The 13,224-nt window shown below is 45.7% G+C and carries 9 protein-coding genes; 2 read left to right on the plus strand and 7 right to left on the minus strand.

Going from position 1 to position 13,224, the window contains the following annotated elements; genetic code table 11:
* Positions 1 to 39 precede the first annotated feature (39 nt).
* Both OQJ86_RS03720 and OQJ86_RS03725 read left to right on the plus strand, forming a co-directional pair.
* A complete protein-coding gene (locus OQJ86_RS03720) occupies positions 40 to 2,448 on the plus strand; it encodes a GH36-type glycosyl hydrolase domain-containing protein (protein ID WP_265986541.1) in 2,409 nt (802 codons plus the stop codon).
* A 125-nt stretch (positions 2,449 to 2,573) separates the two neighbouring features.
* Positions 2,574 to 3,986, plus strand: a complete 1,413-nt coding sequence (locus OQJ86_RS03725; RefSeq protein WP_038878937.1) for a phosphoglucomutase/phosphomannomutase family protein — start codon at positions 2,574 to 2,576, stop codon at positions 3,984 to 3,986.
* A 93-nt stretch (positions 3,987 to 4,079) separates the two neighbouring features.
* Here the strand turns inward: OQJ86_RS03725 and OQJ86_RS03730 are convergent, their stop codons facing one another.
* From OQJ86_RS03730 to acnB, 7 genes are all read right to left on the minus strand, one after another.
* Complete coding sequence (locus OQJ86_RS03730) at positions 4,080 to 5,111, minus strand: ABC transporter ATP-binding protein (protein WP_042603147.1); 1,032 nt, start codon at positions 5,109 to 5,111, stop codon at positions 4,080 to 4,082.
* Complete coding sequence (locus OQJ86_RS03735; protein ID WP_038865820.1) at positions 5,111 to 6,736, minus strand: ABC transporter permease; 1,626 nt, start codon at positions 6,734 to 6,736, stop codon at positions 5,111 to 5,113. The genes OQJ86_RS03730 and OQJ86_RS03735 overlap by 1 nt, the downstream gene beginning before the upstream one ends.
* Before the next feature lie 99 nt (positions 6,737 to 6,835).
* Positions 6,836 to 7,849, minus strand: a complete 1,014-nt coding sequence (locus tag OQJ86_RS03740; protein WP_038878931.1) for a Fe(3+) ABC transporter substrate-binding protein — start codon at positions 7,847 to 7,849, stop codon at positions 6,836 to 6,838.
* 151 nt (positions 7,850 to 8,000) lie between these two features.
* A complete protein-coding gene (locus OQJ86_RS03745; protein ID WP_005439399.1) occupies positions 8,001 to 9,230 on the minus strand; it encodes an ammonium transporter in 1,230 nt (409 codons plus the stop codon).
* 25 nt (positions 9,231 to 9,255) lie between these two features.
* Positions 9,256 to 9,594, minus strand: coding sequence for a P-II family nitrogen regulator (locus OQJ86_RS03750; RefSeq protein WP_005439398.1), 339 nt, complete (start codon positions 9,592 to 9,594; stop codon positions 9,256 to 9,258).
* A 188-nt stretch (positions 9,595 to 9,782) separates the two neighbouring features.
* Positions 9,783 to 10,151, minus strand: a complete 369-nt coding sequence (locus OQJ86_RS03755) for a YacL family protein (RefSeq protein ID WP_265986548.1) — start codon at positions 10,149 to 10,151, stop codon at positions 9,783 to 9,785.
* A 312-nt stretch (positions 10,152 to 10,463) separates the two neighbouring features.
* Positions 10,464 to 13,052, minus strand: coding sequence for a bifunctional aconitate hydratase 2/2-methylisocitrate dehydratase (acnB, locus tag OQJ86_RS03760; protein ID WP_265986550.1), 2,589 nt, complete (start codon positions 13,050 to 13,052; stop codon positions 10,464 to 10,466).
* Positions 13,053 to 13,224 lie beyond the last annotated feature (172 nt).

A 13,224-nucleotide genomic window follows, 5' to 3' on the forward strand; every position in this document is an offset into this window, starting at 1 on the left:
TTGACTGCAAACGCAGTATTGTAAAAAGGAAATACACAAATGAAATACGGCTATTTCGATAACGAGAATCGCGAATACGTCATCACTCGCCCTGACGTACCAGCGCCATGGACTAACTACCTAGGTACTGAGAAGTTCTGTACCGTTATCTCGCACAACGCAGGCGGCTACTCGTTCTATAACTCTCCAGAATACAACCGTGTTACTAAATTCCGTCCAAACGCGACATTCGATCGTCCTGGGCACTACGTTTACTTACGTGATGATGAGACAGGTGATTACTGGTCAATCTCTTGGCAACCAGTTGCAAAAAGCCTAGATGAAGCAAACTACGAAGTTCGCCATGGCTTGTCTTACTCTAAGTTCAAATGTGAATACAACGGTATTACAGCAACGAAAACCCTATTCGTACCAAAAGGCGAAGACGCTGAAGTTTGGGATGTGGTTATCAAGAACACTTCAGACAAGCCGCGCACAATCAGTGCATTCTCGTTTGTAGAATTTTCGTTCAGCCATATTCAATCAGACAACCAAAACCACCAGATGTCTCTGTACTCTGCAGGCACGTCTTACAATGAAGGTGTGATTGAATACGACTTGTACTATAACACCAACGATTTCGAAGGTTTCTACTACCTAGCTTCAACGTTTGACCCAGATTCATACGACGGCCAACGTGACAGCTTCCTAGGTCTATACCGCGACGAAGCAAACCCACTAGCAGTAGAACAAGGTAAATGTTTTAACACCGCACAAACGTGTTACAACCACTGTGGCTCTCTACACAAGCAATTTACTATCCAACCAGGTGAAGAAGTTCGTTTCGCATACATCCTAGGTATCGGTAAAGGCAACGGCGACCGCCTTCGCGCTAAATACCAAGATCTCGCTGAAGTAGACAATGCATTTGCGGGCATCAAAGCACACTGGGATGAGCGTTGTAATAAATTCCAAGTGAAATCACCAAACGAAGGTCTAGATACCATGATCAACGCTTGGACCCTATACCAAGCAGAAACTTGTGTTGTGTGGTCTCGCTTTGCTTCGTTCATCGAAGTGGGTGGTCGTACTGGTCTTGGCTACCGCGATACAGCGCAAGATGCGATTTCTGTTCCTCACGCCAACCCAGCAATGACCCGCAAGCGTCTTGTTGACCTACTTCGTGGCCAAGTGAAAGCAGGTTACGGTCTGCACCTGTTCGATCCAGACTGGTTCGATCCTGAGAAAGCTGATGTTAAGCCATCTAAATCTCCAACCGTCGTTCCAACGCCTTCTGATGAAGACAAGATCCACGGCATCGAAGACACGTGTTCAGATGATCACCTATGGCTAGTTCCAACCATCTGTAAGTACGTGATGGAAACGGGTGAGCACAGTTTCTTTGACGAAGTGATCCCTTACGCAGACGGCGGTGATGCAACCGTTTATGACCACATGAAAGCAGCGCTAGACTTCTCGGCTGAATACGTCGGCCAAACGGGTATCTGTAAAGGTCTGCGCGCAGACTGGAACGACTGTCTGAACCTCGGTGGTGGCGAATCTTCAATGGTATCGTTCCTTCACTTCTGGGCACTGCAAGAGTTTATCGACCTAGCGAAATACCTAGGCAAAGAAGCGGATGTTGAGAAATACACGGAAATGGCAGCAAACGTACGTGAAGCGTGTGAAACACATCTTTGGGACGACGAAGGCGGTTGGTACATCCGTGGTCTGACGAAGAATGGTGACAAGATCGGTACAGCGCAACAAGCGGAAGGCCGAGTGCACCTTGAGTCAAACACGCTAGCAGTACTTTCTGGTGCGGTTTCTCAAGAGCGCGGTGAAAAAGCGATGGACGCAGTCGATGAGAACCTGTTCTCTGAGTACGGCCTGCATCTAAACTCACCATCATTTGCAACGCCGAACGATGACATCGGTTTCGTGACTCGTGTTTACCAAGGCGTAAAAGAGAACGGTGCAATCTTCTCGCATCCAAACCCATGGGCTTGGGTAGCTGAAGCGAAACTGGGTCGTGGTGATCGTGCAATGAAATTCTACGATGCACTTAACCCATACAACCAGAACGACATCATCGAAAAACGTATTGCAGAACCTTACTCATACGTGCAGTTCATCATGGGTCGTGACCACCAAGACCACGGTCGTGCAAACCACCCATGGTTAACAGGTACATCTGGCTGGGCATACTTCGCAGTTACCAACTTTATCCTTGGTGTGCGAACAGGCTTTGATGGTCTGACTATCGATCCATGTATCCCAACGAACTGGCCAGGCTTCGAAGTGACTCGCCAATGGCTAGGTGCAACGTACAACATCAAAGTCGTTAACCCAGACTCAGTAAGCAAAGGCGTTAAGTCGATTACTGTGAACAGTGAAGCAGTAAATGGTGCCTCTGTACCAGTTCAAGCGGAAGGTTCAGTAAACGAAGTTATCGTTACTCTAGGTTAATCATCTCTTCGGGGAGAGCTTCTCCCCTTTTGATTTATCCGATGCACTTGAATTCGATAAGTGCATCGGTTCGCTAGCAAAGATTTAAGAAGCGGTGGGACGCCGCTCTTATCGAGGATCGAATCATGATCAAATTTGGTACAGGCGGCTGGCGTGCATTTATCGGTGAGGAGTTCACTAAAGATAATGTACGTTTGGTTGCTCAAGCAGTCGCAAACATTACCAACGCTGAGTCCGTTGCTGATCGCGGCTTTATTATCGGTTATGACCGCCGTTTTCTTTCTGATAAAGCTGGTCGCTGGTTTGCTGAAGTTTTGGCGGCAAATGGCATCGTAGTTAGCTTTATCGATAAGTTCGTGCCGACGCCTATCGTGATGTTTAAAGCAAAAGAGATGGGCTGTGCATACTCTGCATGTATTACAGCCTCACACAACCCTGCGGATTATAACGGCATCAAAGTCTTCATCGAAGGTGGTCGTGATGCCGATGAAATCATCACAGAAAAAATTGAGTCTCAAATCGCAACGCTTACAGCACAAGATGTCAAAAGCGTCGATTTTGATCAAGCAGTGCAAGACAAACTGATTGATATTATTAACCCAATGAACGAGTTCGTCGATTCGATCATCGACTTTATCGACATTGAAGCCATCAAAAAAGCGAACCTTCGCGTTTTGGTCGACCCGATGTTTGGTGTTGCTAAAAATGCGCTGCAAACCGTATTGATTAATGGCCGCTGTGAAGTAGACGTAATCAACGACGGTAAGAACCCTGACTTTGGCGGCTTAATGCCATCACCAAGTGCAGCAACCCTTTACCGCTTGATGCATCTTGTCGAGCAAGAAGGCTATGACATCGGTATTGGTACCGATGGCGACGCAGACCGTCTTGGTATTATCGACGAGAAAGGTAACTTCATTCATCCAAATGAAGTACTACTGCTGCTTTACTACTACCTACTTGAATACAAAGGCTGGACAGGCTCAGTGGTACGTAACATCGCAACCACTCACCTGCTAGATAAAGTCGCAGAAGATCATGGCGAGAAATGCTTTGAGGTTCCGGTCGGCTTTAAGCACATCAGCTCTCAAATGGAAGCTGACGACTCACTAATTGGCGGTGAAAGCTCTGGCGGCTTAACTATTCGTGGCCATATTAAAGGCAAAGATGGTGTATTTGCATCAAGCCTATTAGTAGAAATGATTTCAGTCACTGGTAAGAAACTGTCTGAGTTACTGGATGAAATCTACGGCAAATACGGATATGCCTACATGGCAGAAGGCGATTGCAAGTTCAAACCTGCGCAAAAAGAAGTGCTATTCAACAAGATTTATGTTGAGAAGCAGTTGCCTGAGTTTGAATTTGAAATCGAGAAAGTCAGCTACGAAGACGGTGCGAAAGTGTACTTCAAGAACGGCGGTTGGATTATTGCTCGCTTCTCAGGTACTGAGCCACTACTACGAATTTTTGCAGAAATGCAAGATAAGGACACTGCAGAACGTGTTCTTCAACAGTTTAAGGACTTCTTGTCTTTATAACTGAACCTTGTGCTCGCTTTGAGCACAATCCTATAGGTGAAGAACACTTGCCCGGCATCAGCGCCGGGCCTTTTTATTTTATAGATGTAAACATTACGCGAAAGCTAATACACCTTGGGTTTCAACTTTTACTATCACACTATCCCCGACATTCAACGCCTGAGCTGAAGTAGCCAACAGTCGGTCACCATTGACATCTATCACGTAGCGACAGTGATCCCCCATAAAGTGCTGTTCAAGTACTTTGATTGCACTCTCTTCATCCGCAGTAATTTGAACATGTTGAGGACGAAGCAGTAATGCACACTCATCATCTACTTGGATTTCCTGCTGAGCATTGGCTTCCACCACACCTAGGTGGGTTTGATATTCATTGTCGGAAATTCTCTTCGCAACAAGGTAGCTACCACCACCTAAGAAGTCCGCAACAAATTTGCTCGAAGGCTGGTAGTAAAGTTCAGATGCCGTGCCATACTGCTCAATCACACCATGGTTCATCACGGCCATCTTATCGGCAAAAGCAAACGCTTCTTCACGGCTATGGGTGACAAAAATCGCGGTAACCCCCTGTTCTTTGAAGATTTTACGGATCTCACGGATCAGTTCATGACGAACTTGGGTATCAATATTGGAAAACGGTTCATCCAACAACAGAAGGTCTGGTTTGTAAGCCAATGAACGAGCAATCGCCACACGTTGCTGCTGGCCGCCAGAAAGTTGGTGAGGATAACGGTCACCGTAACCTTTAAGGTGAACCAAGCCGAGCATTTCTTCGACTTTAATCAGCTTTTGCTGCGCCGATTCGTTCTTCAAACCAAAAGCAATGTTCTCAGCGACTGTCAGGTGCGGGAACAAAGCGTAATCTTGGAAGATCATACCGATATTACGCTGCTCTGGTGGTAGCCAGTTTTTACCGTCATCAATCGTAAGACAGTTCAAACTCATTTGACCTGAACTCAGAGGAAGCAGGCCAGCAATCGCTTTTAAAAGCGTTGTCTTACCGCAGCCACTCGCGCCAAGTAGGCAGACAATCTGACCTTGCTCAACTTCGAGAGAAAGTGATTCAAGGACGGTTTGATCGTCATACTGACAAGTTAGGTTTTTAATCGATAATGCGCAGCTCATCAGTGACTTTGCTCCAGTGAACGGTTAACAACAACAAGCGGGATCAACCCAACGAGAACCAGTAATACAGCCGGAAGTGCGGCAAGCTCTAAATGCTCATCCGAAGCGAAGTTGTATACATACGTCGCTAAGGTTTCAAAGTTAAATGGTCGTAATAGTAATGCAGCATTGAGCTCTTTCATTGACTCAATAAACACCAACAAACCCGCAATTAGGGCACCACGTTTAACCAACGGGAAATGCACTCGCCAAAGCATGGTATTTGGCGTACAGCCCATGGTACGGGAAGCCATATCCAACGATGGAGAGATCTTATTTAAGTTACTTTCCACACTGCCAATTGCAACAGCCGAGAAACGTACCACCATCGCGAAAATCAGCGCAAACATAGAACCAGAGAAAATAAGCCCAGGTCTACCCCATTCCATCGCTTTCGCAATATCGTTAACACGGTGATCCATAAACAACACAGCAACCATCACACCGATAGCCAGTACCGTACCGGGGACGGCATAGCCCAACGAAGACAAACGCATAAACGCCAAGCTAGAGCGGCCGCCATTTACGCGTTGACTGAAGTTCACAGTCAACGCAATCGCAACACCAATGATTGCAGCCACGACTGACACCACCAAACTGTTCCATGCGTATTCACGAAACTCCGGCGTCCAACTTTGTGCAAAGTAAGTGATGGCGTAATCAATTAACTGTAGCAATGGGAAGATAAACGCGATTGCCACCAAGCCCCAACACCAAATTAATGCGCCCCACTTTCGCCAACCTCGTAGCTCATAACGGAAGTCTTCATGACTATTAAACTGACTTTGGAACAGCTTCTGCTTACGACGGCTGTAGCGCTCTGCACTCAATAACAACACTACAATCATCAACATCATTGCTGAGATTTTCGCGGCTGCATTGAGGTTCGAATACCCAAGCCAAGTATCGTAAACCGCCGTAGTAAGCGTGTTCACAGCAAAATAGCTGACGGTTCCGAAGTCACCGATGGTTTCCATCGCTACCAGAGACAAACCAACAGCGATAGAGGGTCTTACAAGCGGTAAAGAGATACGCCAAAAGCTTTCCCAAGGGGAACATTTTAACAAGCGAGCACTCTGCAGTAGAGAAACGTTCTGCTCCATAAATGCAGCACGACAAAGCAAGTAAACGTATGGGTAAAGAACAAGAGAAAGAACGAAGGTCGCACCACCTAAGGTCCGAATATCAGGGAACCAATACTCACCTGGGCCCCATCCCGTTATATCACGTAAGAAGATTTGAATTGGCCCAGCAAAATCAAACCAATCCGTAAAAATGTAACCAATGATATAACCCGGCATCGCAAGTGGTAGAACTAAGGCCCACTGCAACCACTTCTCAGTTGGCAATTTACACATCGCCATAAACCAAGCACTTGGAATACCCAGAATCAAAGAAAGAAGCATCACACCTGCAGTCAGAACTACGGTGTTATAGATATAGGTAGGCATGACCGTCGACATCAAGTGTGTGAACAAGTCATCTGTCTCGCCAATGGCGGTATAGAAGATCGCTAAGATCGGCAAAACCAGTAACAGGGTGATAGCCCCACTACTGGTTTTCCATAGAGAATGTTTATTCTTCATTGCCTAAATACTGCAAGGCTTTATGAAATACAAATGCGGCTGCAAATACATCTCATATCCTTTAATAAAATGGGGGTACAGTTATACCCCCACATGGAATTAAAGGTCAAATTTCACTTCATCTAGTAGCTTGATTGCTGCTTCATGGTGAGAAGCAATATCATCTAGAGAAATCGTATCTGCTTTGTAGTCACCCCAAGATTCCACAAGCTCAGAACGCTTAACACCTTCCTTCACTGGGTACTCGTAGTTTACTTCTGCGTACATTTGCTGCGCTTTGTCACCCGTTAGGAATTCCATAAGCTTCACAGCGTTGTCTTTGTTTGGAGAGAACTTCGCCATCGCCATACCAGAGATGTTCACGTGCGTACCTGTTGTCTCTTGGTTAGGGAAGTTGATGTATACCGCGTCTGCCCAAGCTTTTTGCTCTTTGTCGTTAACCATCTTACCTAGGTAGTAGCTGTTACCTAGAGAAACGTCACATAGACCTTCTTTGATTGCTTTAACTTGAGCACGGTCGTTACCTTGAGGCTTACGAGCTAGGTTCGCTTTTACGCCTTCTAGCCACTCTTTAGTCTCAGCTTCACCGTGGTGAGCGATCATAGAAGATACTAGAGATACGTTGTAAGGGTGCTTACCGCTACGAGTACAGATTTTGCCTTTGAACTCAGGCTTTGCTAGGTCAGCGTAGTTGAAGTCGTCACCTAGTTTGCCAACACGGTCACGTGAAGAGTAAACGTTACGAGTACGTAGAGTCAGAGCAAACCACTCGTTTTCTTTGTCTTGGTACTGTGCTGGTACGTTTTCTTCGATGATTTTGCTGTCTACCTTTTGAACCAGACCTTTGTTTGTCAGTTCAGCTAGACGGCTGATATCTGTAGTAAGGATTACGTCAGCTGGGCTGTATTCGCCTTCTTGAGCCAACTTCTCTGCTAGACCTTTTTTCGCAAACTTCACGTTTACTTTAATGCCAGTTTCTTTAGTGAACTCATTGAACATAGGTTCAACTAGGAAAGGTTGACGGTAAGAGTACACGTTCACTTCTTCAGCAGCCATTGCCGTTGGAGCCAGAGTAGCGCAAGTAATCGCTGAAAGAGTTAGCAGTTTTTTCATTGTTTAATCCTTTACCATGCTAATGATAACGTTTATCAGTTGTGTTATTATATGCATGTTCAATAAGAAAACAATTAATCAATAAAAAAACCTGCTCATTGGAGCAGGTTTTTTAATGTTAAGTTTGTAACTATTTATTACATTGTGAGTGTTATTTCACAGTCACGAATTCTGGGTAAGCACCAACACCACAGTCGTGCATATCCATACCTTCTAACTCTTCGTCTTCCGATACGCGGATACCGATTGTCGCTTTCAGGATTGCCCATACCACTAGGCTTGCGCCAAATACCCAAGCAAAGATAACTGCCGCACCTAGAAGCTGTGCACCAAACGTTGCATCACCGTTGCTCAGTGGCACAACCATTAGGCCGAAGAAACCACACACACCGTGAACTGAGATAGCACCTACTGGATCATCAATCTTAATCTTATCCAAACCGATGATGCTGAATACTACTAGCGCGCCTGATACCGCACCAATCGCCACAGCATAAAGCGGTGATGGTGATAGAGGGTCAGCCGTGATAGCAACAAGACCAGCTAACGCACCGTTCAAAATCATAGTCAGGTCTGCTTTACCCCAAGTTGTTTTACATACAAATAGTGCGGCAATTGCACCTGCTGCAGCTGCAGCGTTGGTGTTTAGGAAAATTTGACCAACTGCAGTCGCGTTCTCAAAATCCGAAACCATAAGTTGAGAACCGCCGTTGAAACCGAACCAACCGAACCAAAGGATAAACGTACCCAATGTAGCAAGAGGCATGTTTGAACCTGGGATTGGGTAGATTTCGCCATTTTTACCGTATTTACCTTTACGTGCACCCAGTAATAGTACGCCTGCTAATGCTGCTGAAGCACCCGCCATGTGTACGATACCTGAGCCCGCAAAGTCACTAAAACCTGCTTCTGATAGGAAGCCACCACCCCAAGTCCAGTAACCTTCCATTGGGTAGATAAATGCAGTCAGTACCGCTGAGAAAATTAGGAAAGACCAAAGCTTCATACGCTCTGCAACCGCGCCAGAAACCACTGACATTGCTGTTGCTACAAATACGACTTGGAAGAAGAAGTCCGACTCTAGAGAGTGGTCTGCACCTTCACCTTGTGTGCCAATTAGTGCACCAAATGATGGTAACCAACCGCCTTCACCGTTATCAACATACATAATGTTGTAGCCGACCAATAGGAACATGGTACAAGCGATCGCGTAAAGACAGATGTTTTTAGTTAGAATTTCTGTTGTGTTTTTAGAGCGAACTAAGCCCGCTTCTAGCATGGCAAAACCTGCTGCCATCCACATGACCAACGCACCGGAAATGAGGAAGAAAAAGGTGTCGAGTGCGTAACGTAATTCAGTTACCGTTGTTGTTAATTCCATGATAGTTCTCCAATCCCTTGAATTCTTAAAGTGCTTCTGCGTCCATTTCGCCAGTACGTATACGCACCGCTTGGTTTAAGTCGTAGACAAAAATCTTACCGTCACCAATCTTGCCGGTTTGCGCCGCTTTAGTGATGGCTTCTACCACGCGCTCCACATTGTCTGCATGGGTAGCGATTTCTAGTTTTACTTTTGGTAGAAAGTCGACTTGATACTCGGCGCCACGGTATAGCTCCGTGTGGCCTTTCTGACGACCAAAACCTTTAACCTCTGATACTGTCATCCCTTCAATACCGACATCAGCCAATGCTTCGCGTACATCGTCTAACTTAAAAGGTTTTATAATGGCATTAATGATTTTCATTGAATCTTCTCCGCAGCTTTCATCCTGAAACATTCATATTAATCCAAGCGGCGTGCCAACTTTTTATCCCATTGATTTATATAGAATTAGTAAAATTAACAAACTTATAAACAAAAAGGGCGCACCATATCGGTGCGCCCTTTTCACAAATATAAGGCAATCCTAATTAGACTAACCAAAATTGTGCATTACATGTTCAGAAAGTCTTTCCACTGCTCTATCAAGGTACAAAAATCCTCAATACCACAACTGGCCGTACTCTCTGCATCGTAGAAATCAAACTCGCTTTCCATTTCCACTTCATACTCATGGCCCAGCGCGTTTTCTTGCACTAGCACCTCATCACCGTGGATCATCAAACTGATCTCTGCACCGGTTAATCTATGCTCTTGAGATGGCGAAGAAAATGCCTGATTAATTAAAGCTTCTACCTGAGCAATTTTTGCTGGGTCTTTGCCTATTTCTTCTTGCAACCAACGACCCACAATCTCATGCCCCATGCTGCATTTGACATAGTATTCGCCCATCAATGTATTGCGGATGAATTCAAATTCCATCGTGATCGCCTTTTCGTATCAATTTGGTGCGGAGTATACAGGGAGATGTTGGATGGGAGAAGCGGGAGACGAGATACGAGATACGAGATACGAGATACGAGATACGAGATACGAGATACGGTTTCATTTTATCTTTTGAGGGACAAAGACTATCAACGTGTTTTGAGCTCACACGTTTATCTTTAATATTCCAGCGCTTACTTCCCGATTCCTAGAGCGAAGCATTCTCTCTTTTCGAAGCGCAGCGTTCCACAAAAAAAGCGCCCACCAATCGGTGAGCGCTTATTCAAGTATTAACAAAACTTGCTAAGATTATGCAGGCTCTTGGAAGATCACATCATCTGCTTTCTTGGTGTACTGTTCCATCTTGTGGAAATTCAAGTAGCGGTATGTGTCTGCTGCTGTCGCATCAATCTGGTCCATGTAAGACAGGTATTCTTCCTTAGTTGGAATCTTACCCAGAATCGCACCAACCGCTGCAAGTTCAGCCGAGGATAGATAAACGTTCGCACCAGTACCTAGACGATTCGGGAAGTTACGAGTAGACGTCGACATTACCGTTGCTTTATCCGCAACACGAGCCTGGTTACCCATACATAGCGAACAACCTGGAGTTTCAATACGAACACCAGCGCGGCCATAAATACCGTAGTAACCTTCTTCAGTTAGTTGGTCACGGTCCATCTTGGTTGGTGGTGCTACCCATAAGCGAGTATCAAGCTGGCCGTTAAACTTATCGAGCAATTTACCTGCTGCACGGAAGTGACCAATGTTCGTCATACAAGAACCGATAAATACTTCATCAATCTGTGTACCTTGAACGTCAGACAGAAGACGAGCGTCATCTGGATCGTTTGGCGCACAAAGAATTGGTTCGTTGATTTCCGCTAGATCGATTTCAATCACATGTGCGTATTCAGCGTCTGAATCTGCTTCCATCAGCTCTGGGTTTGCTAACCACTCTTCCATCGCAGTAATACGACGTTCAATTGTACGACGGTCACCGTAACCTTCCGAAATCATCCATTTAAGCATAGTGATGTTCGAGTTTAGGTATTCATCAATCGACTCTTGAGAAAGCTTCACAGTACAACCCGCTGCTGAGCGCTCTGCCGATGCATCTGAAAGTTCAAATGCTTGTTCCACAGATAGGTGCTCAACACCTTCAATTTCTAGGACACGGCCTGAGAATTCGTTGATCTTACCCGCTTTCTCTACTGTTAGCAGACCTTGCTTGATACCGTATAGAGGAATGGCGTGTACAAGATCACGTAGCGTGATACCTGGCTGCATCTCACCTTTAAAACGAACCAAGATTGATTCAGGCATATCAAGAGGCATAACGCCTGTTGCTGCTGCAAATGCCACTAGACCAGAACCTGCTGGGAATGAAATACCCAGAGGGAAACGAGTATGCGAATCACCACCAGTACCAACAGTATCTGGCAGAAGCATACGGTTCAGCCATGAGTGGATAACACCATCGCCTGGACGAAGCGATACACCGCCACGGTTCATAATGAAATCAGGTAGTGTGTGGTGCGTGTTCACGTCGACTGGTTTCGGATATGCTGACGTATGACAGAATGACTGCATCACGAGATCCGCTGAGAAACCAAGACACGCAAGATCTTTTAGCTCATCACGCGTCATAGGGCCAGTCGTATCCTGAGAACCTACCGTTGTCATCTTAGGCTCACAATATTGACCAGCACGCACACCTTCTACGCCACATGCTTTACCTACCATCTTCTGAGCTAATGTATAACCTTTGTCAGAAGCAGTTGGATCAACGGGTTTAGCAAACAAATCTGTCTCTTCAAGACCAAGTGCTACTCGAGCACGGCTCGTTAGACCACGACCGATGATCAATGGAATACGACCACCAGCACGTACCTCATCAAGCAGCACTTTACTCAGTTCAAAGCTTGAGATCTCAGAACCTTCTTTACGAACCACACCTTCGTACGGGTAAATGTCGATCACATCGCCCATATTCATGTCTTGTACGTTTAGTTCAATTGGTAACGCTCCTGAATCTTCCATCGTATTGTAGAAGATAGGCGCAATCTTACCGCCTAGACAGATACCACCAGTACGCTTGTTTGGTACAAATGGGATATCTTCGCCCATAAACCATAATACTGAGTTGGTCGCTGATTTACGCGAAGAACCCGTACCAACAACATCACCTACGTATGCTAGTGGAATGCCGTCTTTTTGCAGTTCTTCAATTTGGTTGATTGGACCAACGCTGCCAGGTTGATCCGGGTTGATGCCATCACGTTCCATCTTAAGCATCGCTTTCGCGTGTACTGGAATATCTGGACGAGACCAAGCATCTGGAGCTGGAGACAGGTCATCGGTGTTAGTTTCACCGGTTACCTTAAAGACTTTAACCGTGATTTTTTCCGCTACTTTCTCTTTCGTTGTAAACCACTCGGCTTCCGCCCAAGATTGAAGGACTTGTTGAGCGAACGTGTTGCCCGCTTTCGCTTTTTCTTCAACATCATAGAAAGCATCAAACATTAACAGGGTATGAGACAGTGCTTTTGCTGCGATAGCCGCAAGAACATCATCATCTAAAAACTCGACGAGCGGAGCGATGTTATAACCACCTTGCATCGTACCTAGTAATTCTGCTGCCATTTCACGGCTAACAAGTGGAGACGATACTTCGCCTTTAGCAACCGCAGTCAAAAAGCCAGCTTTAACATAAGCCGCTTCGTCTACGCCCGGTGGGATACGGTTCTCTAACAGGTCAAGAATAAAGGCTTTTTCACCTTGCGGGGGATTTTTCAGAAGTTCAACAAGTCCAGCAACTTGTTCTGCGTCTAGCGGTTTAGGAACAACTCCTTCGGCAGCACGCTCTTCGACGTGTTTACGGTAGGCTTCAAGCACGACTTTTTCCTCTCATTGCGGTTCCTCCTTCTTATTACTGTTTTTAAAAGTAAAGGAGTGAACATCCTTGGAAACTTGGCTCTCCATTGCCCTTGTTTTCATTCAATTCTTGATTGAGAAACAGCGCCGCAGAGGCCAAACTGTGGGCGAAAGGATAGCAAATTTAACCTTA

Source organism: Vibrio sp. Sgm 5, from assembly GCF_026241575.1.
GTDB classification, from domain to species: Bacteria; Pseudomonadota; Gammaproteobacteria; order Enterobacterales; family Vibrionaceae; genus Vibrio; species Vibrio jasicida.

Coding starts and splice junctions, on each gene's coding strand:
- OQJ86_RS03720 (WP_265986541.1), top strand. CDS start 40: ATGAAATACGGCTATTTCGATAACGAGAATCGCGAATACGTCATCACT.
- OQJ86_RS03725 (WP_038878937.1), top strand. CDS start 2,574: ATGATCAAATTTGGTACAGGCGGCTGGCGTGCATTTATCGGTGAGGAG.
- OQJ86_RS03730 (WP_042603147.1), bottom strand. CDS start 5,111: ATGAGCTGCGCATTATCGATTAAAAACCTAACTTGTCAGTATGACGAT.
- OQJ86_RS03735 (WP_038865820.1), bottom strand. CDS start 6,736: ATGAAGAATAAACATTCTCTATGGAAAACCAGTAGTGGGGCTATCACC.
- OQJ86_RS03740 (WP_038878931.1), bottom strand. CDS start 7,849: ATGAAAAAACTGCTAACTCTTTCAGCGATTACTTGCGCTACTCTGGCT.
- OQJ86_RS03745 (WP_005439399.1), bottom strand. CDS start 9,230: ATGGAATTAACAACAACGGTAACTGAATTACGTTACGCACTCGACACC.
- OQJ86_RS03750 (WP_005439398.1), bottom strand. CDS start 9,594: ATGAAAATCATTAATGCCATTATAAAACCTTTTAAGTTAGACGATGTA.
- OQJ86_RS03755 (WP_265986548.1), bottom strand. CDS start 10,151: ATGGAATTTGAATTCATCCGCAATACATTGATGGGCGAATACTATGTC.